The organism is Kutzneria sp. NPDC052558, from assembly GCF_044547355.1.
GTDB lineage: Bacteria > Actinomycetota > Actinomycetes > Mycobacteriales > Pseudonocardiaceae > Kutzneria.
The window spans coordinates 527,768-551,192 of sequence record NZ_JBIUAG010000001.1 but is presented as its reverse complement, the minus strand read 5'-3'; the positions used below and the strand labels follow the sequence as shown (position 1 = coordinate 551,192).

General features: G+C 70.9%; 17 protein-coding genes. 6 read left to right on the top strand and 11 right to left on the bottom strand.

What is annotated here, in order from left to right; genetic code table 11:
• The first annotated feature begins 326 nt into the window (after positions 1-326).
• The 6 genes from ACIG5F_RS02315 (at position 327) to ACIG5F_RS02290 (ending at position 4,045) form a co-directional block, all read left to right on the top strand.
• On the top strand, positions 327-971 hold the full coding sequence (locus ACIG5F_RS02315; protein WP_396515555.1) for a LuxR C-terminal-related transcriptional regulator: 645 nt from the start codon (positions 327-329) through the stop codon (positions 969-971).
• A gap of 120 nt (positions 972-1,091) precedes the next feature.
• Positions 1,092-1,499, top strand: coding sequence for a cupin domain-containing protein (locus ACIG5F_RS02310; protein ID WP_396515554.1), 408 nt, complete (start codon positions 1,092-1,094; stop codon positions 1,497-1,499).
• On the top strand, positions 1,496-1,828 hold the full coding sequence (locus tag ACIG5F_RS02305; RefSeq protein ID WP_396515553.1) for a hypothetical protein: 333 nt from the start codon (positions 1,496-1,498) through the stop codon (positions 1,826-1,828). Before ACIG5F_RS02310 ends, ACIG5F_RS02305 begins: the two co-directional genes overlap by 4 nt.
• Positions 1,825-3,198 carry an FAD-binding protein gene (locus ACIG5F_RS02300; protein ID WP_396515552.1) on the top strand — a complete coding sequence of 458 codons (1,374 nt, stop codon included), beginning with the start codon at positions 1,825-1,827 and terminating at the stop codon, positions 3,196-3,198. Before ACIG5F_RS02305 ends, ACIG5F_RS02300 begins: the two co-directional genes overlap by 4 nt.
• Positions 3,195-3,830 carry a DUF6875 domain-containing protein gene (locus tag ACIG5F_RS02295; protein ID WP_396515551.1) on the top strand — a complete coding sequence of 212 codons (636 nt, stop codon included), beginning with the start codon at positions 3,195-3,197 and terminating at the stop codon, positions 3,828-3,830. The genes ACIG5F_RS02300 and ACIG5F_RS02295 overlap by 4 nt, the downstream gene beginning before the upstream one ends.
• A gap of 68 nt (positions 3,831-3,898) precedes the next feature.
• Positions 3,899-4,045, top strand: a complete 147-nt coding sequence (locus tag ACIG5F_RS02290; protein WP_396515550.1) for a hypothetical protein — start codon at positions 3,899-3,901, stop codon at positions 4,043-4,045.
• 21 nt (positions 4,046-4,066) lie between these two features.
• Here the strand turns inward: ACIG5F_RS02290 and ACIG5F_RS02285 are convergent, their stop codons facing one another.
• The 11 genes from ACIG5F_RS02285 to ACIG5F_RS02235 all read right to left on the bottom strand — a co-directional run bounded on the left by ACIG5F_RS02285 (position 4,067) and on the right by ACIG5F_RS02235 (position 23,327).
• On the bottom strand, positions 4,067-4,657 hold the full coding sequence (locus ACIG5F_RS02285; protein WP_396515549.1) for an endonuclease: 591 nt from the start codon (positions 4,655-4,657) through the stop codon (positions 4,067-4,069).
• Between the two features lie 7 nt (positions 4,658-4,664).
• Positions 4,665-5,060: a VOC family protein gene (locus ACIG5F_RS02280; protein WP_396515548.1), complete on the bottom strand. Its 396-nt coding sequence runs from the start codon at positions 5,058-5,060 to the stop codon at positions 4,665-4,667.
• 183 nt (positions 5,061-5,243) lie between these two features.
• A complete protein-coding gene (locus ACIG5F_RS02275) occupies positions 5,244-10,676 on the bottom strand; it encodes a biotin carboxylase N-terminal domain-containing protein (RefSeq protein WP_396515547.1) in 5,433 nt (1,810 codons plus the stop codon).
• A 371-nt stretch (positions 10,677-11,047) separates the two neighbouring features.
• The gene (locus ACIG5F_RS02270; RefSeq protein ID WP_396515546.1) at positions 11,048-12,007 is read right to left on the bottom strand and encodes a 3-oxoacyl-ACP synthase III family protein; all 960 of its coding nucleotides are present in this window, start codon (positions 12,005-12,007) and stop codon (positions 11,048-11,050) included.
• Positions 12,001-13,011, bottom strand: coding sequence for a MupA/Atu3671 family FMN-dependent luciferase-like monooxygenase (locus ACIG5F_RS02265; protein ID WP_396515545.1), 1,011 nt, complete (start codon positions 13,009-13,011; stop codon positions 12,001-12,003). Before ACIG5F_RS02265 ends, ACIG5F_RS02270 begins: the two co-directional genes overlap by 7 nt.
• 2 nt (positions 13,012-13,013) lie before the next feature.
• Entirely contained in the window at positions 13,014-14,183 is a 1,170-nt protein-coding gene (locus ACIG5F_RS02260) for an MFS transporter (protein ID WP_396515544.1), read from the bottom strand.
• A complete protein-coding gene (locus ACIG5F_RS02255) occupies positions 14,180-15,634 on the bottom strand; it encodes an AMP-binding protein (RefSeq protein WP_396515543.1) in 1,455 nt (484 codons plus the stop codon). The genes ACIG5F_RS02260 and ACIG5F_RS02255 overlap by 4 nt, the downstream gene beginning before the upstream one ends.
• Positions 15,631-18,711: a beta-ketoacyl synthase N-terminal-like domain-containing protein gene (locus ACIG5F_RS02250; protein WP_396515542.1), complete on the bottom strand. Its 3,081-nt coding sequence runs from the start codon at positions 18,709-18,711 to the stop codon at positions 15,631-15,633. The genes ACIG5F_RS02255 and ACIG5F_RS02250 overlap by 4 nt, the downstream gene beginning before the upstream one ends.
• The gene (locus ACIG5F_RS02245) at positions 18,704-19,021 is read right to left on the bottom strand and encodes a phosphopantetheine-binding protein (protein WP_396515541.1); all 318 of its coding nucleotides are present in this window, start codon (positions 19,019-19,021) and stop codon (positions 18,704-18,706) included. The genes ACIG5F_RS02250 and ACIG5F_RS02245 overlap by 8 nt, the downstream gene beginning before the upstream one ends.
• Positions 19,021-21,699 carry a condensation domain-containing protein gene (locus tag ACIG5F_RS02240; RefSeq protein WP_396515540.1) on the bottom strand — a complete coding sequence of 893 codons (2,679 nt, stop codon included), beginning with the start codon at positions 21,697-21,699 and terminating at the stop codon, positions 19,021-19,023. Before ACIG5F_RS02240 ends, ACIG5F_RS02245 begins: the two co-directional genes overlap by 1 nt.
• Entirely contained in the window at positions 21,696-23,327 is a 1,632-nt protein-coding gene (locus tag ACIG5F_RS02235; protein WP_396515539.1) for a non-ribosomal peptide synthetase, read from the bottom strand. Before ACIG5F_RS02235 ends, ACIG5F_RS02240 begins: the two co-directional genes overlap by 4 nt.
• Between the last annotated feature and the right edge of the window lie 98 nt (positions 23,328-23,425).

Sequence of the window (23,425 nt, the reverse complement as noted above, 5' to 3'; positions counted from 1 at the left end):
AGCTCGTGACTCGATGCTAGGAGGCGGCGTTTCCCCGTCGATAGGGAAGGTTTGCCCGTCCGTCGGGGAATCTCGCGGGGGCCCGCGTGCTTTCAGCCGTATCCAGTACGCGTTTTGGCCGGATCAACGCCCTGGTCTTTGGCGTGTCAACTAACGCGCTGAGGTGGCGGTTCGCTAGTTTCACAACCCTGGACATGCGGGCACTGGGGGGAGCCTGTGAACCCGTTGGGGGCAACATGACTCACCCTGCACACCGGGAACCGCCACTGTTTTCCGCACGGCGGCCCGGAACTCTCCTGGAATCCCCGACCAGCGCGCTCGACGCGGTGACGGTGCTGCTGGCCGACACCCAGCCGGTCGCCCGTCGCCGCGTCCGGTCCATGTTGGAGCGCTCGGGCGGCATCACCGTCGTCGGCGAGGCGACCACCGCCGCCGAGATGTTCGCCGAAGTCGCCTGGCACCGGCCGGACGTGCTGGTCGTCGACCCGCACCAGTTCGGCCGGATCGCGGCCGAGGACGTGATCGGCCACGTGGCCCGGATCGCGCCCCGCACAAGGGTTCTGGTGGTCACGACGACCGAGGACGACGAGTCCGTGCGGGCCGCGTTCCACGCCGGCGCGCGGGGCTACCTGGTGGCCGCCGACGCCGACGCGGACCAGGTGCTGCGCGGCGTGCAGGTGGTCTCCAGCGGTGAGGTGATCGTCGGACGATCGGTGGCCGGCCGGCTGGCCACCCTGCTCAGTGCCCGCGGCGATCACGCCCCGTACCCCTTCCCTCAGCTGACGGTGAGGGAACAGCAGGTGCTGGAACGGATCGCGGCCGGCAAGTCCAATCCGGCCATCGCCCGTGACCTCGCGCTGGCGCCCAAGACCATCAGCAACCGGGTCTCCTCGGTGCTGGGCAAGCTGGGCGTGACCGACCGCGCGCAGGCGATCGTGCTGGCCCGCGACGCCGGCCTCGGCCGCGGCTGACCCTGTTGCGGGTAAAGGGATTTCCCTGGCATGAGGGAGAACTTCCCCTACCGACGGGGAAAGCGGCGTGGTTAGCCTCGGCTCGGCTTGTACAGGGGATCCGGCCGATCGGAGTGCGACATGACCGATGTAGAGCCCGCTGCCGTGGACTTCCGCAGACTGGAGCACAAGAACCTGGTCCGTGCCTACGGGCTGGAGATGAAGTTGCTCTACCCGTGGGACGGACTGACGGCCCCGTTCGAGGGCGCCTGGTGCGTGCTGCGGCCGGGCGACACCTCGGTGACGCACGCCCACCACGAGCACGAGATCTTCATCGGGATGACCGGGCGTGCCGAGGTGGTCACTCCCGATGAGCGCTACGAGTTCGCCGCCGGCGACATCGCGTTCCTGCGGCCGGGCATCGAGCACCACCTGACCAACGCCGGCGACGAGGACTTCGCCTACTACGCGATCTGGTGGGACCGCGCGATGTCCGAGGGGTTCGTTCGGCAGGAGGAGGCGCGGGCCGCCGCCGGTGATGGGCAGTGATCGACTACGACGGCCGGCGGTTCCGCAAGGAGGGCGCGGACGGCGCGCCGGTCGCGGTGTACCGGCAGCAGGGCGACGTCGTGTGGACGGAGGTGTCCGGCGGCGACGTGCTGCGGTGCGCGGTGACCGGCCTGCGCGACGAGGGCGGCACCCTCCACATGGGATACACGATTGTGCTCGACTCCGGCGAGGTGATCTGCGGCCACACCGTGAACACGCCGGAGATCGGCGACGACGGCCGGATCCGGTTGTGCGAGCGGTGGGAACGCTACGGCCCGCACGCGGCCACCGGCACGTCCTACCTCGAAGAGGTGAGAGAGCTCCGATGAAGTCACCGTCCGAAGAGGACTGGACGCGTCTGGACAAGGCCGTGGCCGGCCGGGTGCTGCGCCCCGGCGAGAACGGGTTCGGCGCGGTGAGCATGCCGTTCAACCGGCGCTTCGCCGACACCGTGCCGGCCGGCGTGGTGTCGGTGGCGTCCGTGGTCGACGTGCAGCGGGCAGTGGTGTGGGCACGGGAGAACGGTGTCGGGGTGGCGGTCCGCGGCGGCGGGCACAGTTACGCCGGCTTCTCGGTGGGGCCCGGTCTGGTGATCGACCTCGGCTCGTTGAACACCGTGTCCGCCAACGCCTCGACCGGTTTGGTCACGGCGGCCGGCGGTGCGTCGATGTCCGATGTGTATGCCGCGATCCAGCCCGGCGAGATGGCGTTCGCGCTCGGCAACGGGGCCTCGGTCGGCATCGGCGGGCTCACGCTCGGCGGCGGCGTCGGCGCCACGTCCCGGGTGCACGGCATCACCGCCGACGCGTTGATGGCGACCACTCTGGTCACCGCCGACGGCGAGGTGCTGCGCTGCTCGGCCGACGAGAACCCCGATCTGTTCTGGGCCTGCCGGGGCGGCGGGGGCGGGAACTTCGGCGTCAACGTGTCGTTCACGTTCCAGGCGCAGCCGGTGTCCGACTGCGCGACTTATGTGCTGCTGTGGCATATCGAGGACGCCGAGAAGGTGTTCTCGGCGGTGCAGGAGACCATGCGGACCGCGCCGGACGCGTTCGCGGCCAGGGTCGGCGTCAGCACCACCGGCCCCGACTCGGTGGTCTCGTGCATCGGGCAGCACATGGGCTCGGCGGCCGCGCTGAAGGAGATCCTCGACCCGATCCTGGCGGTGGCCGAACCGTTCCGGACGCTGATCAACGACCGGACCTACTGGCAGGCCAAGGACGATCTGCTGCACGAGACCGCCGCCGGCGCGTTCGCGTGCCGCACCAGCGTGCTGACCGAACCGCTGCCCGGGGACGGCATCGACGCCATGCTGTCGCTGGTGCGGCGATGGCCCGGCGGCGGCAATCCCGACGGCGGCGGCGCGGCCCTGTTCTCGTGGGGCGGCGCGGTCAACCGGGTGCCGGCCGGCGACACCGCCTTCCCACACCGGGACGCGAAGTTCCTGCTGTCCATGGACACGTCGTGGGCCTCGAACGATTCCCCGGCGGTGGTCGACGCGAACATCGGGTGGCTGGGTGAGCTGGCCGACACCCTGGCACCGTACGGGAACGAACGTTCGTACCTGAACTTCACCGACCCCGACCTGAAGTCCTGGCGCACGGCCTACTACGGCGACAACTACGCGCGGCTGGCCGAGATCAAACGCCGGATCGACCCCGACGGCTTCTTCACGTTCGAGCAGGGGATCGGGTCATGACCGCGGTCAACCAGGCCCAGGTGCTGTTCTGGTCGGCGGCCGAGGTGGACGCCGGCGAGGTGCCCTCGGAGCATCTCGCACCGGTCCGGGAGATCCTGGCCTGGGCCCGAAGATACCTGGTGTCGCCGCATCCCGAACTCGGCCGCAACGGCCCGGTGTGCCCGTACACCCAGCCGTCCCTCCACAAGGGACTGTTTCACCTGGCCGCGCTGTCGGGGGAGGGGGATGTCGGCGCGGCCGTGGAAAGCCTGCGCGGGTGGTACGAGCGGCTCGGTGCGACGATGTCGACCGCCGACCGTGAGCTGCTCACCGTGCTGCTGGTGCTGCCGCACCTCGACCACACCGACGCCAGTGGGTTGGACGAGATACAACGCGTGGCCAAGGACAAGTTCGTCGAGGACGGGCTGATGATCGGCCAGTTCCATCCGGTGTGCGACGCCCCCGGGCTGTGGAACCCCGAGTTCAAGGCGCTGCGGGCCCCGGTGCCGTTGCTGGCCATCCGCAAACTGGTGGTGTTCGACCTGCCGTTCCTCGTCGAGCACAAGGCGCACGCGGAAAGCTACATCCGGCGGTTCGCGCCGGAGATACCGCCGCGCATCCGCAAGCAGCTGGCGCAGCGGCTGACCCCGTGAACGGGGTGTGTTTGGTTGAGGATCGGCGCGATGGGGTAGCCGGGTGGCTTGTCGAGTAAGGAGACGCCATGACCGCGCCCGCGCCGGAACGTCCGCTGCCGCCCGATGATCCTGCCGTGCCGGAGCCGGTGTTGCCGGAGCCGGGCCCTGAAGTGCCGGTGCCGGTCGAGCCGGAGCCGGAGTCCGATCCGGAGCCGCTGATTCCCCGGCCCTGAGGTCGTCGGGCGCTGAGGGTCTCAGGCCCTGAGGGTTGAGCGGACCAGGGCGGTGGCGAGGACGGCGACCTGGTCGTCGGGGACGAGCCCGGCGAGCTTCTTCGGATCCGTTGGGAGGCCGTACCGCTGGGCCGCGTCGAGGCTGCGCTGGTCGAAGAAGGGCCGCAGCCGGGGCCAGACCGCCTGGACCTCCCGGCAGAAGATGTCCGCGCCGGCGCTCGCGATGCCGGGGAACTGCTGGAGCTCCCGGTGGGGTGAACGCAGCCGGCGCAGGTCGCCCCGCCAGGTTTTCAGCAGCAGCTCGGCGCCGTCGCCGAGGCGGGTCGCCGTCGACTCGTCGTAGCGGGCGTAGCCGCCTCGGCCCAGGGCGTCGACCCGTTGCTGCCACGTGGCGTCCAGCATCCGCTGCGGCGTGCGGAAGCCGGCCGTGAACAGCTCCTTTGCCGCTGCGGCGGCGATATCCGCTCGGATACGGGTCGATTGGAGCGTTGCCAGGACGAGGAGTTGGTACAACGGGGCCGGTTTGTCGCGGAGGGTGATGCCCGCTTCGCTCGCGTAGGTGCGGCCGTAGTCGTCCAGCAGCTGTCTGAGGGTGAGGGTGTGGGGCGGCATATGCGCGTCAGCCCCGCATGGTGGTCGGGACGTCGCGGTTCAGGATGCAGAACTCGTTGCCCTCGGGGTCTGTGAGAACCGTCCAGGGCAGGTCCGCCTCGTGCTGGCCGATGTCGGCGTGGGCGGCTCCGAGGGAGAGGACGCGGTCCACCTCGATCCGGAACCGGCCGGGCGGGGCCTCGACGTCCAGGTGCACACGGTTCTTGGCGGTCTTCTCCGGCAGGGAATGGACCTGCTCGAACAGGACGGCCGGGCCGCGGGCCGTGTCCCAATCCGCCGGGCCGATCTCCACGAAGGCAGTGCCGTCGGTGCTCGTGCCCGACTGGACGGTGCTGTAGCCGAGCACCGCCGACCAGAAGTGGGCCAGCCGAGCCGGATCGGCGCAGTCGATCGTGGTCGCCACGATGTGGGTCACCATGAGGGACGGGTTACCTCGTGGGGGCGGGGGTAAACGCTGTGGTGGCGGGTTTCGAGGCGAGCGGCGTCTTCGGTGGAGAGTCCGGGGTGGCGGCCGGTTGAGTGGTGACTCCGGGTGGAAAGAAAACGGGGTGGGTTCCGGAAAGGAACCCACCCCGTGACCACGGCGTCAGCCCTTACGGATGGCCTCGATGATCTTGGGACGGAGCTCGGCGGCGCTGATGACGGCGTCGACGGAGCCGACCTCGACGGCGCGGTGCACGGAATGCACACGGTCGAACTCGGTGGCGACGTCGGACAGCTTCTCGGCCCGAACCGACGACCGAACCTCGGCCAGCTTGGCGCTCAGCTCGGCCCGCACGGCCCCGGAGGCCTCGGCCAGCGACGCCTCCAGCTCCACAACCCGAGGATCGGTCGACGTCCGCTGGTTCACGTCACCGACGAACACCACGGCCGCCGCCGGCGCGCCGCCGATGACCGAGGCGAACGAGCCCTCGACCGCCAACACCGTCATACGGGGGTTGAGCGCCTTGGAGAACACGACAAACGCGCCGCCGTGGTACCGGGAGATCACGCAGAACACGATCGGGCCCTGGAAGTTGACGATGGCCCGGCCGATCTCCGCGCCGTACTCCAGCTGGAGCTTGCGCATCGACTCCGGCGACCCGTCGAAACCGGACAGGTTGGCCAGCACCACCAGCGGCCGGTTGCCGCTCGCCGAGTTGATGGCCCGAGCGGCCTTCTTCGACGACTGCGGGAACAGCGTGCCGGCGGTGTAGGCGTCGGGGCCGTCGGTGGGAGGGAAACCGCGCCGCTGCACGGACTTCGACTCGATGCCGAGCAGACACACCGGCTGCCCGCCCAGGTGCACGTCCTGCACCACCGCGGTGTCGGCGTCGGCCATGCCGGCCCAGCGCTCCAGCACCGGGTGGTCCTGGTCGGCCAGCGCCCGCATCACCGTGCGGATGTCGAACGCCTTCTTACGGTCGGGGTTGGCCGAGGCCGAGAAGATCTCGCCCACGGTCGCGAAGTCGGCGCCGAACTCGTGCGGGAACGGCGAAACGTCGCGATCCACCGGGTCGGAGGACCCGACCGCCCGCGGCCCGGTCTCGCCCGGGGCCACGTAAGTGTGCTCGTAGTGGGCCATCAGCACGTCACGGGCGCCGGTGAGGCTGGGCGCCCAGTACTGCGCCTGCCCGTTGGGGCCCATCACCCGGTCGTAACCGCCGATGCCGAAGTTGTCCTCGGCCGACACGCCGCCGGAGAAGTCCAGCGCCTGCTTGCCGGTCAGCACCATCGCCGAGTCGGGCGTCATGACGAGAATGCCCTTGGTGTGCATGAGCATCGTCGCCTCGGCGTTCCAGTACGGCTGGGCGCCGACGTTGATGCCGGTGACCACGATGTTGATCTCGCCGCCGTCCTGGGTGAACTCGACGATCCGCTTGAGCGCGGCCGCCACCCAGTCCATGTTCTCGGTGCCGGAGTTCATCGCGATCCGCGCGCCCGAGGACAGCGCGAACCACTCCACCGGCACGGCCATCCGCTCGGCCAGGTCCAGCGCCGCGATCACCCGCCGGCACTCGGGCTCGGACAGCGCGCCCAGCGACTTGGTCGGGTCGCCGAGCAGCACGACCCGCTTGACACCCTCCGGGTGCCGCTCGGTCGGCGTGCTGACCACACCGGCGACCATCGCCGCCGTATTGCGGCCCTTGGGCCGATCCACCGGCACCAGGGCATTCGAGGCGTCGAGGTCGTGCTCGACGAAGTCGCCCAGCAGCCCGGTCAGCTCGTACGGGTACACCGTGTTCCGGCTGCTGGCCCGCAGCACCTTGAGCCGGTACTCGTCCAGCGGCTCGACGGCGTCGACCGGCGGCTCGCCGACCTCCAGCGTCGTGCCTCCGGTGGCGTCGAAGGAGATCCGCACCGCCACCTTGGACAGCGCGCCGGTCTCCGGGTCCCGCTGCCGGGCGATGAACAGGATCTCCTCCAGCCCCGTGCCGGCCGTGGTCGGCAGCACGCGGCTGGTGATCGTCTCCAGCTCGGCCCGGGTCATCTCGCTGGCCGGCCACACGTAGATGACGATCCGGTTGGTGTTGAACCGGTTCTTCGACGGCCGGCGGGACTGGGCGCGGCGGATCGAGTCGAGGCACATGGCGACCGTGTCCTCGGCGGTGGGCAGGGCGACCAGCCGGCCGTCCTGCTCCCGCAGCTCGGTGAGGTCCCGCACCTGCGCGAAGGCCACCAGCCGGTCGTCGGCCTGGTTCTCCCGGGCCACCGCCCGGAACAGGTACACCTCCTCGTCGGAGGACGGCAGGCGGGTCAGGTCGAACTTGTGCAGGCGCTCCAGCTGCATCCGCTGCGCGATGTACGGGTGCAGGCCGCGGATCAGCCGTTCCTCGGTCATGCCCAGCGAGGACGGGCGGAACGTGAAGTGGTGGTGCATCACGGCGTTGCCGCGGCCGGCGACGGTCGCGGTGACCCGGCGGACGTGGGCCGGCAGCGGGTGCGAGCTGATCACCTCGGCCAGCTCGGCCGCCATCGCGTCGAAGTCCTCGGGCTGCTTCTCCCACGCCAGGTAGATGTCGGCGTCGACGGCGTCCTCGCCCGCGGCCAGCTCGGCCAGGCCGCGCAGCGCGCTGCCGAAGGACTCGAAGCTCACCGCCGCCGACGCGATCGTCGAGTCGGCGCGGGAAGCCACGACGTACGTGCAGCCGGCGACCTCGCTGCGGCGCACGTCGGTGGTGCCCTTGTTGCCGTAGTAGCGCCGGATCAGCACCTCGAGCATGGTGGCGTTGTCCCGGTCGGCCCGGATCAGCCGCTGGCCCAGCAGCCGCACCAGCGGCTCGGTGCTGCGCACCATCTCGGCGACCCGCTCGGCGCGGTCGGCCGCGTCCGGGTGGGCGTCGAGGTGGCGCAGGTGGTTGCGGACGGCCGCGTACACGCGGGCCCGGTTGCGCCGCAGCAGGGGCTGGCCGAACCAGTCGAACACGACGCCGCGGGCCAGGTCGGAGACCACCGGGAACCGGACCTGGGTGGCGGCGACCAGCCGTTCCAGGGCGAGACCGGCGGGCTGGCGCAGCGTCCCGTCCGGCGGCAGGTCCCGGATCCAGGCCCGCAGCAGGGTCGTGACGATCTTGGCGTCGGCGCTGGCCCGCTGCTGGGCCAGGAAGATCCGGAAGACCGCGGTCTCCAGCTCCGGGGTCCGGTCCAGCTCGGTCACGCCGTAGTGGGCCAGCACCTTGGACAGCTTGGCCTGGAAGTCCTCCGGCAGGCCGGCCCGCTCCACGTCCAGGCTCTGCAGGTACGTGTGGAACTGCTCGCGGGCGCTGTAGGAGTGGCCGCCGTCGTCGCCGGTGGGCCGGTTCAGGCTCAGCTCGGCCAGGTCGGCGAACACGTCCAGCAGGGCCATTTCCTCGGCCACCGGCGGACGGCCGACCTCGCGCCGGGCGGCCAGGTACTCGTCCAGCACCCGGGCCTCGTCCAGCGGGTCGAGGTCGAAGCCGAGCAGCAGGTTGCGCAGGTCCTCCTGGCCACGGGCCAGCCGGTCCGCCACCGGGACGGCGTCGTCGGCGGCGGGCAGGTCCAGCTCGACGGTCTCGACCGCGCCGGTGTCCTCGGCGGCCTCGTCGTCGGCGATCGGCTCCAGCCGCAGCAGCGGGGCCCCGGTCGGGACCTGGCTGCCCACGGAGACCGGCCGCTCCTTGAGCCGGGCCTTGAACGGCGCGCGCAGCACCGTCTCCATCTTCATGCTCTCCAGCACGATGATCGGCGCGCCCGCCTCGACCTCGTCGCCGACCTCGACCGGGGTGGCCACGACCAGCGCCGGCGCGGGGGAGCGGACCACGCCGCCCTCGTCGCGGCTGACGCGGTGGGCCACGCCGTCCACCTCGACCAGGTGGATCGGGCCGTGGGTGCCGGTGAGCAGGCTGTGTCGGGAGCCGTTGACCAGGATCTGGCCGCTGTGGTGGTCGAACCGGTCCAGCACCACGTCGGCGGTGCGCACGTCCTCGCCGGCCTCGATCGCCACGCGGAACCGGGTCGCGCCGACGCGGGCCACGCGGACCCGGTAGCCCACGCCGCGCAGCTTGAGGTCCAGCGGCCGGCCGCTCTCGTGCTGCACCTGGGGGCGGCCGCCGAACGCGGTGGACAGCAGGCGCTGCCGCTCGACGCGCTCCTCCTCCTCGTACGCCTCGATGGCCGCGGCCGCCAAAGCCACGGCGGAGTGCCGGTGCGAGACCAGGCGGCCCTCGGCCCGGACGCGGTCGATCCAGCCGGTGTCGGCGCTGGCGTCGATCACCTCGGGCTGGTCGAGCAGGTCGAGCACGAAGCTCTTGTTGGTGGCGCCGCCCTCGATGATGACCTTGGTCTCGGCCATCGCCCGCCGCAGCCGGGCCAGCGCCTGGTCGCGGTCCTTCCCGTACGCGATGATCTTGGCGATCATCGAGTCGAAGTCGGCGGGGATGGTGTCGCCCTCGCTGACGCCGGTGTCGACCCGGATGCCCGGGCCGGCCGGCAGGTCCAGCCGGGCGATGCGGCCGGGGGACGGCGCGAAGTCGCGGTCCGGGTCCTCGGCGTTGAGCCGGGCCTCGACGGCGTGGCCCAGCTCGGCCGGCTGCTCGCCCTCCAGCTTGCCGCCGCCGGCCACGTGCAGCTGAAGCCGCACCAGGTCGGTGCCGGTGGTGATCTCGGTGATCGGGTGCTCGACCTGGAGACGGGTGTTGACCTCCAGGAACGCGAACAGCTTCTCGCCCGGGTGGTAGAGGAACTCCACCGTGCACGCGCCGCGGTAGCCGACCTTGACGGCCAGCCGCTCGGCCGAGCGCTTGAGCTCGGCGGTCTGCTCCGGGCCGAGGACCGGCGATGCCGACTCCTCGATGATCTTCTGGTTGCGGCGCTGCACCGAGCAGTCGCGCACGCCCAGCGCCCACGCGGTCTCGCCGTCGGAGATCACCTGGACCTCGACGTGGCGGGCCCCGGTGACCAGGCGCTCCAGGAACACCACGCCGGAGCCGAAGGCCCGCAGCGCCTCCTGGCTGGTGCGCTCGTAGGCGTCGGCCAGCTCGTCGGCCGACTCGACCTTGCGGATGCCGCGCCCGCCGCCGCCGGCGGTGGCCTTGAGCATCAGCGGGTAGCCGATGGTCGCGCCGGCGGCCAGCGCGTCCTCCAGCGTGGCGACCTCACCGCGGCTCCACGGCGCGACCGGGACGCCGACCTCCTCGGCGATCAGCTTGGCGCCGATCTTGTCGCCGAGCCGGCGCATGGCGTCCGGGCTCGGGCCGACGAAGGTGACGCCGACCTTCTCGCAGACCTCGGCGAAGGTGGGGTCCTCGGCGACGAAGCCCCAGCCCACCCAGGCCGCGTCCGCGCCGCTGGCGACCAGCGCCTGCTCCAGCTTGGCGTAGTCGAGGTAGGGCCGCGCCGACGCCGGGCCCAGGTCGTAGGTCAGGTCGGCCTCGCGCACGAACGTGGCGTTGCGGTCGGCGTCGGTGTAGAACGCGACGGTCTCGATGCGCGTCCCGGTCTCCGCGGCGAGATCCCGGACGGCGTGGATCAGCCGCATCGCGGCCTCTCCGCGGTTGACGATGGCGACACGACTGAACACCGACCGAGCCTCCTACTAGACGCGTGCGGGGCCGACAGACCCCAGTCCCACACTGAACACTGTCGTGGATTCGCCAGTGGCGAAATGCTGCAAGGAACCGTGCCGAGCACCGGAGTTTGTAGGAACCCCACAAATCATGGCTCCGGTCACAGGGGTCACGGCCGACCGCCCGGCCGCGGCGGCGTGTAGCGCTGGACAACCCGAGCCATCGAGGCTCCTGATGGCTGCTGCCGCGCTCATGACGTCCTTTTCGGCCGGGGTCCGCTCCGTGTCCACGCGCGTCGCCGCGCGCTCGCCGACGAGTCTCTCCCGTGGCGATTCAGGTATTCCCCAGAACATCAGACAGTGGTGAAGGAATGGTCAAAGGGGCATCAGGCGCGGTGTCGCACGGCGGTCACGCCCCAGCTGAAGCCGAAGCCGCTGGTGGCCAGCAGGACCAGGTCCCCGTCGGCCAGCCGGCCGGTGTCCCGCAGGTCGCACAGGCCGATGAACGGGTCCGTGCTCGACATGTGGCCGAGCCGGTGGTAGTTGAACACGCTGCGCGCGGCCGGGATGCCGAGGGCGTCGAGCAGGCGTTCGTGCATGCGGCGGTCGACCTGGTTGATCACGAAGTGGTCGACGTCGGCCGGCGTCAGGCCGAGGTCGTGAAGCGATTCCCGGACCAGGTCCCGGTAGCGCTCCAGGTACAACGCCGAGATGCCGCGCCGCCGGCCCCGCAGGCGGATGACCATGCGGTCGCCGTCGATCTCGCCGCTGAGGAAGTCCGACCAGGTCGGTTCGGAGCGGGTCCGGGTGTCGAGCAGGTCGAACCGGACATTGTGCGGACCGAGCAACACCGCCGCCGCCGCGTCGCCCACGTTGAACAGCGACACCGACTCGGGGTCGGTGTAGTCGATGGAGCGGGCGACCCGCTCGCCGAACAGCAGCAGGGAGTACGTCGTGCGGCCCAGGGTGATCGCGTCGGACGCGACCTGGAGGGCGGCCGAGGACGAGGAGCAGAAGTTCAGCACCTCGAAGCAGTGCGCCCGGGTCACGCCCAGCTCGGCGGCGATCCGGGCGGCCGGGGACCAGGACGGCCGGTCCCAGTCGCCACCGCCGCCGACGATCACCTGCCCGATCTCCGACGCCGCGACGCCGGCCCGGTCCAGCACCTTGGCCGCGATGTCGGCCTGGAGCTCCCAGGCCTGCTCGTCCGGGCCGAACACCGGGATCTCCGGGCAGTGCGTCCAGGCGAGGATGTCGGCGACCGGCCGCCCGGACAGCTCGTGCATCTCCCGCACGGTCCGGCGGCCCGCCGGGAACGCCACCTCCAGGTCGATGATCCCTACCACGTGTCCGCCTTTCGCAGCTGGTTGAGGCGGGGCAGGCCGGCGAGCACGTCGGCGGCCGGCAGCCCGAAGTCGATGAGGCAGGCCAGCTCGTCCACGCCGATCTCGGCGAAGCCGGCCACGGTGGCGCGCAGCTTGTCCGCGGTGCCGAGCAGGCCTTGCTCGACGTAGCGGTCGAACGCCTGCTGCGCGAGGAAGTCGACGTCCTCGGGGGCGAGCTTGGCGATGTCGAACCGGCGGGAGCCCAGCAGCAGGCCCAGCGAGCTCTTCAGGTAGGCCATGAGCGGCTCGCGGACCGCCTCGCGGGTGCGGTCCTCGTCCTCGTCGAGATAGGTGTGGAGCATGAGGACGACGTGCCCGGTTCGGGGGTGTTCCTCCCGGTAGGCGGCGATCTTCTCGGCCAGCTCGGCCGGTTCCTGGCCGAGCAGGTGGGTCAGCACGCCGGCGCCGGCCCGGCCGGCGGCGCGGAAGGTCTCGATGCCGCCGGCGCTGGTCAGCCACACCGGCAGTTCGGGCTGGACGGGCGGCGGGTGGATGCCGAGCCGGCACGGCTGGCCGTTGCCGTCGACGGCGTCGATCTGCTCGCCACGCCAGAGCCTTCGCACCTGGTCGACGGTGGTGAGGGTGTGGTCCTTGCGGTCGGCGTAGGCCTCGGGGCGCAGGGCGAAGTCCGTGGCGTGCCAGCCGGAGGCGAAGGAGATGCCGGCCCGCCCGCCGGAGAGGTTGTCCACCACGGCCCATTCCTCGGCGATGCGCAGCGGGTGGTGCAGCGGGCCGACCACGCTGCCGGCGCGGATCTTGACCCGGTTCGTGACGGCGGCGATGGCCGCGCCGGTGACCGACGGGTTCGGGTACAGGCCCCCGAAGGGGTGGAAGTGCCGCTCCGGGGTCCAGACGGCGGTGAAGTCGTGCTCGTCGGCGAACTTCGCCCCTTCGAGGAGAAGGTCGTAGCGGTGGCCGGGGCGGGCCGTGCCGTCGTCGGCGAAGTAGAACAGGCTGAAGTCCATTGTCATTGCCTCACAACGGGTTTCTGACGGGGTGTCAGTGCCCCGGCGGCCAGGAACAGGCCGGCGAACACCGCCCAGCCGGCCGCGCCGAGGTGGGTCAGCAGCGCCGTGGCCAGCACGGGCGTGATCGTTTGGCCGAGCTGCGAGGACGTCGTGAACAGGCCCTGGTACTGGCCTTGGGCGTGGTCGGGGGCGAGTCCGTAGCCCAGGGCCCAGGCGCCGGAGGCGTGCAGCATCTCGCCGAGCACGTGGGCCACGGCCCCGACCAGCAACACCGCCGTGGCCGCCCAGACCAGCAGTCCGCCGGCGAGCGCGTACAGTCCGCACCCAGCGGCCAACAGGATCGCCGCCCGCCGCCAGGCTTTCACGCCACCGGGCACATCCTCGACGCCCTTGCTGACGCGGACTTGCAGCAACACCACCGCCGTTGCGTTCACGATCACCACCACGGCGTACACCCAGGTCGGCGCGGCGGTGCTCTGGGCGATCCAGATCGGCAACGCCACGCTCAGCACCCCGGCGTTCATGACCAGCACGGAGTTGAGCAGCGCGACCGCGACATACGGCAGGTCCCGCAGCACCGGCCACACCGGCTGGCCCGGCTTGCGCTCTGTCGTCGGCACCTTCGGGAGCCTCCGAAACAGCAGGCCCGAGACGATGAACAGGCTTCCCGCGCCGACAAGGAGCGTGAGGTATCCGGCCGGCGTGTCCAGGTAGAGCCCGATCGCCCCGGCCGCCGCGCCGGCCGCGATGCTGATGTTGGACGCCGCCCTGATGTAGGAGGACGCCCGCACTCGCTCCTCGGTCGGCAATAGTCCCGCTACCAGGGCATACACCGAGGCGTTGGCCCCCGACTCGATCGTCAGCACCAGCGCGCTCACGATCATCAGTCCGGCGAAGTCGCCGGTCAACGGGTAGGCACAGGTCGCGAGCCCCAAGGCGCACAACAGGATCGACGCCGTCTCCCGGGGGCCGTGCTTGTCCGACAGTCGTCCGGCTGGCACCGCCGCCGTCAGGCCGATGCCCGCGCCGACACTCAGCGCCAGGCCAACCTCATCGGATCCAATGTGGACGGATCGGGTGAAGTAGAGGACCAGCACCGCCATCAGCACGCCGTTGGCGGTCGTCTTGGCCATGTTGGCCAGGCAGAGCAGGCGGACCAGGGGAGTCACTGAGCTGCCCCCTGTGACAGAGCCGCGCGGTCCGTCTTTCCGTTGGCGTTGAGCGGGAACTGCTCCACGCGTCGCAGCCGCTTCGGCACCATGTGCAGCGGCAGCCGGCCCCGCAGCCAGTGCTTCAACTCCCGCTCCGGCACCTCGGCGCCGCGATACCAGGCGTCGAGTCGAACCTCACCGTCCACAGTGGTCGCCACGGCCACCGCTTCGGCGATGTCCGGGTGGCGGGCCAGGACGGTCTCGATCTCGCCGAGCTCGACCCGGTAGCCGCTGATCTTGACCTGGTGGTCGGTACGGCCGAGGTGGACGAGCGCGTTGTGCTCCCACTGCACGCGATCGCCGGTGCGGTAGTAGCCGTCGCCGGTGAACCGGTCGGCGTCGTCCAAGGGATTGAGATAGCCGTCGAACCGCTGCGGACCTCGGACGCAGAGCTCGTCGTCCCGGATGACGGCGGCCAGGAACGGGTAGGGCGAGCCGATCGGCACGGTGTCGTTGGCGGTAGACGGCCAGTCGGCCGGGTCAGCCGGCAGGCGGTAGTCGGCGCAGGCGACGGTGAGTTCCGTCGGGCCGTAGGTGTTGGTGATCACCGAGGGTGCGGCGGCGTGCCAGCGGGCGGCCTGCCGCAGGGTGAGCTGCTCACCGATGAAGACGCTGTGCCACAGGCCGGTGACCTGCCGGTCGATGGTGCCAAGCCGCTCGGCGGTGGTGATCACCGAGGGGACGGAGAACCAGTGCGTGAGCCGCCGATCTTCGATGTAGCGCAACGGGTCCAGCAGTTCGGTCCGTTGTGGACAGACCAAGGTCGCCCCGGAGCCCCAGGTGACGAACAGGTCGAACACCGACGGGTCGAAGGTCAGGTCGAAGGTGTGCGACAGCCGGGCCCCCGGGCCGACCTCGAACCGGGCGATGTTGTGCTCGATGAACGGGGCCACGTGCCGGTGCTTGATCGGCACGCCCTTCGGCCGCCCGGTGGAGCCGGAGGTGAACAGCAGATAGGCCACGCCGTTGAGCACGGACAGGTCATCCGGCGCCACCCCCGCCCCTCCCCCCAGATCCGCCTCGGAAAACGCCAGGAAAGGCCCGTTCATGGCGTCGGGTGCAGTGAAAGGGCCTTTCCTGGCGTTGGGGGAGTCGGTCAGGACCGCCTCGCAGGGGGCTGCCTCCAGCATGAGACGGGTGCGGGCCACCGGGTGCAGGGGGTTGAGCGGCACCACCGTGGCCCCGAGCCGGGTCGCCCCAAGGTATCCGGCGAAGGCCATCAGGCTGCGTGATGCGAGCAGCCCGACCCGGTGCGGCGGCTTCCCGTGGCGGCGCAACAAATACGCGGCGACGGCGGCGGAGTAGGCGTCGAGTTCACGGTAGGTCAGCGAGCGGTCGCCGACCTCCAGGGCGACGGCGTCCGGATACCGCCGCACCGACCGCGCGAACCACTGGTAGAGAGTGTTCATGGCGTCAGCAGCTCGGCGAACAGGGGGTTGGTGGCGGCCAGGTAGACCAGGCCGCGCCGCAGCAGGTCCCCAGTGATCACGGCCGAGTCGACGCCGGCGCGACGCAGGAACGGCTGCCAGCCGACGGCCTGCGGCGGCAACGCGTCGGGGGCGGTGCCCTTCAGCTCCAGCAGCCCGGCGGTGGCCATGATCGGGTTGCCGGTGGCGATTCCCTTGGCCCGCACCAGCTCCTGCCACTCGGCGAGGCTCACCGGCCGCGTCGGCAGCCCGGCCTCGGCGAGCATGGCGAACAGGTCCCGCACGCTGACCCGCTGCTGGCCGATCAGGTGGTACGCCCGGCCCACCGAGCCCTGACCGACCGCCAGTTGCGCCACGGCCTTGGCCACGACGTCGACCGGGGCCATGTCCTGCCAGCGGTCGTCGGTCGGATGCGCGCCGACGGCGATGCCGCTGGCCAGCACGAAGTAGATCAGATCGGTGTCGCTGGCCGCCCCGGAAGCGGCGGACATGATCAGGCCGGGCCGGAACACCCGCACCCGCAAACCCTCCTCGTCGGCGCGATCCAGCAGCCGCTCACACACCCACTTCGTCGTGCCGTAGCCGCCGATCCCCGGGGCGAGGCCCTGGTCGCGGATCTCCAGCACGCGGTCGGAACCGGCCGGCCGTGCGGTCGCGGTGAGGGTGGAGACGTGGGAGAAGTCGGCGATCCCGCTGCTTCGGCACCACGCCAGCAGATCCGCCATCGGCACCACGTTGTCCTCGCGCAGCGTTCGATACCGCTCCGTGAACACGACCCGGGCCGCGCAATGCACGACGTGCCCGACGCGGGTCTCCAACTCGCCGTCACGGAAGCTCGGGCCGATCTTGGCGATGTCACGGAGATCGCCCGGCACCGGGTGGACCCGCTCGGGATCCGGTGCGGGCAGACGGAACTTGGCCGCCGAAGCGGCGAGCCGCTCCAAGGCCGCGGCCTCGTCGTCGGCCCGTACCAGGCAGTACACCCGCCCGGTGGTCGAGGCCAGCAGCTCGGCCAGCACGAACGCGCCGAGGAAGCCGGTCGCCCCGGTCAACAGGAGGTCGCGCCCGCGGTTGTTGGGGGCGATCGGCCCCAGCGGCAGTTGGAGGTCCTGGTCGATCAGGTTGGCGTCGTCGGGCTCGTCCTCGGTCCGCAGCCCGCGGATCACCCGGGCCAGCCGGCGCGCGGTGGTCTTGTCGCCGCCGACCCGATGCAGGTTGACCAGGACCCCGAAGCGGGTCTGGAGTTCCAGCACGAGCTGCACCGACAGCAGCGAAGTGCCGCCCATGGCCCCGAATTCGTCGTCTGGGCCGACATCCTCGACGCCGAACAGCTCACGCCAGACGGTCTGGATCTCCCGCTCGATGTCATCGACGGCGGCCGGGGCAGCCGGTTCCAGGTCGAAGTCGTCCAACAGCCAGAACCGCTGGCGCTCGAACGGATACGTCGGCAACGGCAACCGCCGGCCGACCGAGAACGCGTTCCAGTCGATCTCGGCCCCGTGTAGCCACGCCTCCTCGATGGTCGCCGCATTCGGGGCCGGCTGGTTGGTTCTGCGCATGGTCTGGGCCAGCGGCGGCCGGGGCATGCGGAGCGCGGCGACGAGCTGGTCCGGGCGGGCGGTGATCACGCGGCGTTCGTCGAAGTGGCGCCGGCCGACCCGGAGCGTGTGCGCGATGTCGTGCACGTCGGCCGGGTTCTTCTCGATGACATCGGACAGGTTGGCGGACAAGCGATCCAGCTCGACCCTGGTACGGGCCGAGAGCACCAGCCGGACGGTTTCCGTTGCCGGGGCCGACGCAACGGTCGGCTCCGGCGGCGGCGCGAGCACCGCGGCGGCGTTGGCTCCGCCCATACCGATGGCGTTGACCAGCACATGCCGCTCCGGATCCGGGCAGGCGCCGCCGGTGGTGGCGATGACGAACGGGCCGTCTTCCAGCGATTCCCGCGTCCGCTCGAACATCGGGTGCGGCGGCAGCGCGCCGGTGCGGGCGATGTGCACGGCCTTGATGAAGCCGGCGATCCCGGCCGCCGGACCGCTGTGCCCGATGTTGGCCTTCACGGAGCCGAGGGCACAGAACCCTTTGGCCGCAGTGGTCCTTCGCACGGCGGCGGTCAGAGCCGCCAGCTCGATCTCGTCCCCGAGCGGAGTCGCCGTGCCGTGCGCCTCGACGTACCGCAGCAGGTCAGCCGGCACGTCGGCGACCCGCAACGCCCCCGCCACCACGGCCTCGACGCCCACCGGATCCGGCGCGGCATAGCCGGCCTTGTGCGCGCCATCGTTGCCCACTGCCGTTCCTCGCACCACCGCCAGGATCGGGTCCCCGTCCGCCAGCGCGTCGGACAACCGCCGCAACGCCACCACGCCGACGCCTGAACTGTAGGCCGTGCCTTGGGATCGGTGATCGAACGACCGGCAGTATCCGTCCTCCGACAGCCCGCGACCAGGCACATACCGGTGCCCCAGCACCGGCTCCAACACCGTCGCCCCGCCCGCCAACGCGATGTCGCATTCCCCGGCCAGCAGGCTCAACGACGCGTAGTGCACCGCGTACAGCGACGACGAACACGCCGTCTGCACGCTCACCGCCGGCCCTCGCAACCCCAGCTTGTACGCCGCCCGCGAGGTGAGGAAGTCCGGCTCCCCACCCGTATGGATCTCGATGTCGTTCACCGCCGCCGCCAGCCCCACCCGGCTCACCGCCCGGGCAATTCTCGCGGCCTGGTACGGACTCGCCGCGCTCCCCGCGAACACCCCCACCACCGGGCCGTCCGCCGGGTGGCCGGCGAATTCCAGGGCCTCCCAGGCCGTTTCCAGAAAGATGCGCTGCTGCGGGTCCATCGCGGCCGCCTCGCGCGGCGGGACGCCGAAGAACTCGGCCGCGAACTGGTCGTAGCCGGGCAGGGTCGTGGCGACCGGGACGTGATCGGCCGGCAGCTGGTCCAGCGGCCGCATGGACACCACGCCGTTGTCGATGTTGGCCCAGAACTGCTGGGGATTCCACGCGTCCGGGAACCGGCAGCCGATTCCCACGACAGCGATGTCGACATCCTCAGACACCGGCCACTCCCTCCCGCTTGGCGACGGCCCGGCCGAGCAGGCGTCGGCGATCCCGTGCCCCGGCCTCGGCCGGCACGGGCGACTCGATCCCGGCCAGCAGCGCGGCCTGGGCCCGGATCGTGGCGTGGTGGAACAGGTCGGCGAGCTTGATCGGCCGGGAGGCGAGTTCGGCCAGTTGCTCCCACAACATGACCAGCAGCAGCGAATTGCCGCCGATCTCCAGGAACGGCGTGTCGGTGCCGATGTCCTCGACGTCGAGCACCTCGGCCCAGGCCAGCCGCACCGGCTCGATCAGGTCGTCCTCAGTCATCACGCCCTCGTCTCGGAGTCGGGATCGGTGGCCAGGTCGACGGCGGCCGCCCGCAGTTCGGCCGCCAGCCCGGCGATCGTGTGGCCGCCGAACAGTCCGACCAGGTAGGCGATGTCGAACCGCCAGTCCTCGGTGATCGTGCATTCCAGTTCGAACTTGATGTGCAACGGATCCAGCTCCCGCAGCCGCGCACCGGGGAAATCGGGCGTGACCTCGTCGGCCACCCCGAGATACACCGGCGTCAGCGGCGGCCGGCTCAGGTCGCGCGACGGGTGCAACGCGGCGGCGATCTCGTCGTACGAGGCGTCGGCATGGCGGTAGCTCACCGCGCTCGATTCCCTGACCTGCTTCAACAGCTGCCGCCATGTCCCCACGCCACGGAGATCCACCCGTAGTATCACCGTGTTCACGTACATGCCCACCGCACCAAGGCTTTCCTCCGTGTCACGGCCGGCCCACGGGAAGGCGAACAGGAAGTCCCGCTGGCCGCTGCGTCGGGCCAACGCGACCGCCAGCAGCGCCGCCCCGACCTGGAACGGCGTCGCCGCCAGCCCGCTCAACTGCGGCAGCTCCACACATTGCCTTGCCGCCAGTGTGGTTTGCGTCTCCGGCCGTTCGCGATCACGGCACAGCTCGATGTCAACCGGCGCCTCACTCAACCAGTCGATCATCGCCTCGGTGTGGCGCCGATCCGGCTCACGCGGCGGCGTCACCACGGCTCGGGCTGGCGTGCGTCCGTGATACCGGTCCGCGATCTCGGTGAGCAGCAGTCGACGAGACCACCCATCCGCCGCGATGTGGTGCACCACAAGGACCAGCAGCACACCCTGCTCGCCCCGGTCCACGATGTCCGCACGCGCCGGCGCTTGCCGGGCGAGATCGAAGGCGCCCCAACAGGATTCCACCGCCGGTACGATCCTGGCCCTGGCCGGCCGCGTCTCGGCCCGGACGACTTGCCGCAGCTTGCGATCCAGGGCGAACGTCGTCCGCAACGCCAGGTGATTGGCCAACGTCTCGTCGACCGCGCGCCGGAGGGCCTCGATGTCCACCGGGGCAGGAATCTCGACCACCGTCGGCATCACGTAGGCCTGACGCAGCGACGGCACACGATCCAGGAACCAGAACCGCCGCTGCGTCGCCGAGGCCAAGGCCGGGCCGGCGGGCGGGGGCTCCGCCGGCCCGTGGTCGATGGTGAGCAGCCGCGCCAACCCGGCAATCGTCGGCTCCGCCAGAAAGTCCCGGGGCGACACCTGCGTCCCGGCCAGCATGGTCACCGCCAGCAGCGAATGCCCACCCAGCGCGAAGAAGTCGGCATCTGGCCCCAGGTCCCGGGCCGTACGCCCAACCGAAGCCAACGCCGTCGCAAACATTTCGACCGCGTGCCGATGAGCCGGGGTCAGCACCCCTGCCGTATGGGCCCGGCGGGCAGTGGACATGGTGGCCGGCGTCGTGTTGGCGAACTCCCGAGAAGGCCGATGCGTGAAGGTGATGAAGCGGGTGAGTGGCGTCTCGGGATTGGCGGTCATGGTGTCCAGCAGGTCCAGGAACGAGTCCACCACCCCGTCCGCGATGCGGGCGGGATAGCGGCCGGTGTCGAACTCGAGGGCGCCGGCGCCGTCCTCGATGATCATCAGTAGCTCGAACCTGGCGCGGCCGGTGGGCAGGACGGTGGGCCGCGTCCACAGGTCGGTGGGCGGGGCCGGGGTGTTCTGGACGACGAGGCAGGCGGTCACCAGGTTGCGTCGGTGACCGGCGAGCGCGTTGAACGGGACCCGTTGGTAGGTCAGGGAACGGTAGCCATCGGTGCGGGCGTCCAGGCAGAGCTCGCGGAACGTCCACTCGGGACGCAGAAGGCGGCGCAGTGGCACGGTGTTGGCGAAGAAGCCGACCAGCCGCTCCGAATCCGGATGGGTGCGGTTGGCCGTCACCAGGCCGAGAACGAAGTCGGTGCTGCCGGACCATTGTGCTAACACTGCCTCGAAGGCCGCCTGCATGATGACGGCAGGCGTGGCGCGCAAGGAACGGGCCAGGTCGATCACCTTGGGCCACATGGGGATGCTGAAGGCGATCTGGTCCCCGACACCGTTCGGCACGCCCGCGCCCGGCAAGGTCGGCGGCTTGGCGTCGGCCAGCTCGGCAATACGGGACTCCACCAGGTCCCGTTCGACTGCCTTCCGGTCCCACACGGCGAATTCCCGGTACTGCATAGGCAAATCCGGCAACTCGACCTGCCGGTAAGCAGCGGCGAGGTCGGCGTACAGCGGCTCCAGCGAACAGCCATCGACGGCGATGTGATGCACCACCAGCAGCATCACGTCCCCGCCCGGCGCGCCGCGCCACACCGTGCACCGCAGCAGTGGGCCTCGGCCCAGGTCGAACGCCCGCCGTGCCCGATCCGCCAGTTCCGCCTCCATGGCCGGTCCGCCGGCCAGCACCTCCACCGGCACCGCCGCCACCGGGCCCACGATCTGCACCGGCGAGCCGTCCACCAGCCGATACGTCGTCCTCAGGACCTCGTGCCGCGCCACCACCTTGGTCAGCGCCGCATCCAAGGCCTCAGGGTCCACCGCCTCATGCCACCGGTTCCGCAGCGCCACGTTGTACGTAGACGTCCCCGGATCGGCGACATCGACCAGCCACAACCGCTCCTGGGCAAAGGACATGGGGTGGTTGTTCACGCCAACCGCCTCGCCAACTCGCCACAGGAGTCGGCCAGCAGCACGTCCGCAGGCTCCACCCGCACGTGCAGCCGATGCCGGATCCGCGTCGCCACCTGCACCGCCAGCAGCGAGTTGCCGCCCAGATCGAGGAAGTTGTCCGACGGCCGGACGGCCGGCACCCTCAAAACCTCGCGGCAGATCTCCAGGACGGCATGGCCAGGGTGGTCAACCCCGGCCGCACTGGTCTGTGCGCTCTCCGCCATCGCCCGGAGGCGGGCGCGGTCGAGTTTGCCGGTGGGGCCGAAGGGGAGTTCGTCCAGGGTGATCCACCGGGCGGGCAGCATGTAGGCCGGTAGGTCGAGGGCTAGGCGGGCTGAGAGGGAGTCGATGTCGACTGTGGCGGGAGAGACGAAGGCGGCGAGGAAGGCGGTGGGGCCGTCGCCGATCTTCTCGACGGCGGCCTCGGCGAGGGGCGCGGAGGCGAGCAGAGCGCGTTCGATTTCCTCCAGTTCGATGCGGAAGCCCCGCAGCTTGACCTGGCGGTCGACGCGGCCGAGGAGCTCGATGGCGCCGGTGCGGAGTTGTCGGGCGAGGTCGCCGGTGCGGTAGAGAAATGATCCGGTCAGCGGATCGTCAGTGAAGCTGACGGATGTCCGGCCCAGGTAGCCGAGGGCGACGCCGGGGCCGCCGATGCAGAGCTCGCCAGTCGTGCCCGGGGGAACGGGTTGGCGGGTGTCGTCGAGGACAGCCAGGGTGGTGTCGGGCAGGGGAAAGCCGACGGGGACCCGGGAGAGGCCGGCGAGGCTGGACGGGGTGCAGTCGAAGTAGGCGGCGAACGTGGTGGCCTCGGTCGGCCCATAGCCGTTGACCAGCCGGCCGGGACCGCCGGCGTCGAGCACGGCGCGGACGGCGTCGAGGGAGAGCTGTTCGCCGCCGACCACGAGGTTGGCCAGCGAGCCGAAGGCGTCGGGGCGGGTCCGCGCGACGAGGTGGAACAGCGAGGTGGTCAGGAACATGGTGTCGAGCCGCTGCGCACGGACCGCGATGGCCCACTCGTCGATGGTCAGGTCCAGCACGGACGGCATGATCACGAGCGTGGCCCCGGCGGCCAGCGCGCCCCAGACCTCGAACGTGGATGCGTCGAAGGCGGGATTCGCGGCGTGGGCGCAGCGGTCCCCCGGGGCGATCACGCAGTGGTGCGACCGGGTGACCAGCCGGACGACGGCCCGGTGCGGGATGACCACGCCCTTGGGCGTCCCAGTGGAGCCGGAGGTGTACATGACGTAGCACGGGTCCTCGCCGGAGACCGGAACTGCCGGTGGGACCGGCAGTTCCGCCGCCTGGAGCTCGACGGCCCCGGAGTCGGCGAGGATGGTGTCGACCCGGGACTGCGGCGCCTGGGCGTCGATCGGCAGATACGCCGCGCCGGCCCGGAGCACGCCCAGCTGGGCAACTACCAGGTCGGTCGACCGGGGCAGCCGCAGGGCGATGAGGTCGCCGGGACGGCAGCCGGCGGCGATCGCGCCGGATCGAGCCCAGAGTTCCGCGTACGACAGGCAGACGCCGGTCGACGGGTCGGTCACCGCCACCGCGTCCGGGGTCCGGTCGACCCACTGCTCGACAAGGCCATGCACGTTCGGTGCCACGAGCCGAGAAGCTACGGCCATTTCGGCGGCTGGAGCATTCGCGCGTTCGATGGGGCGATGGCCATCGTCGATGGCCGGGATCTGTTGTGTGGCAGCGC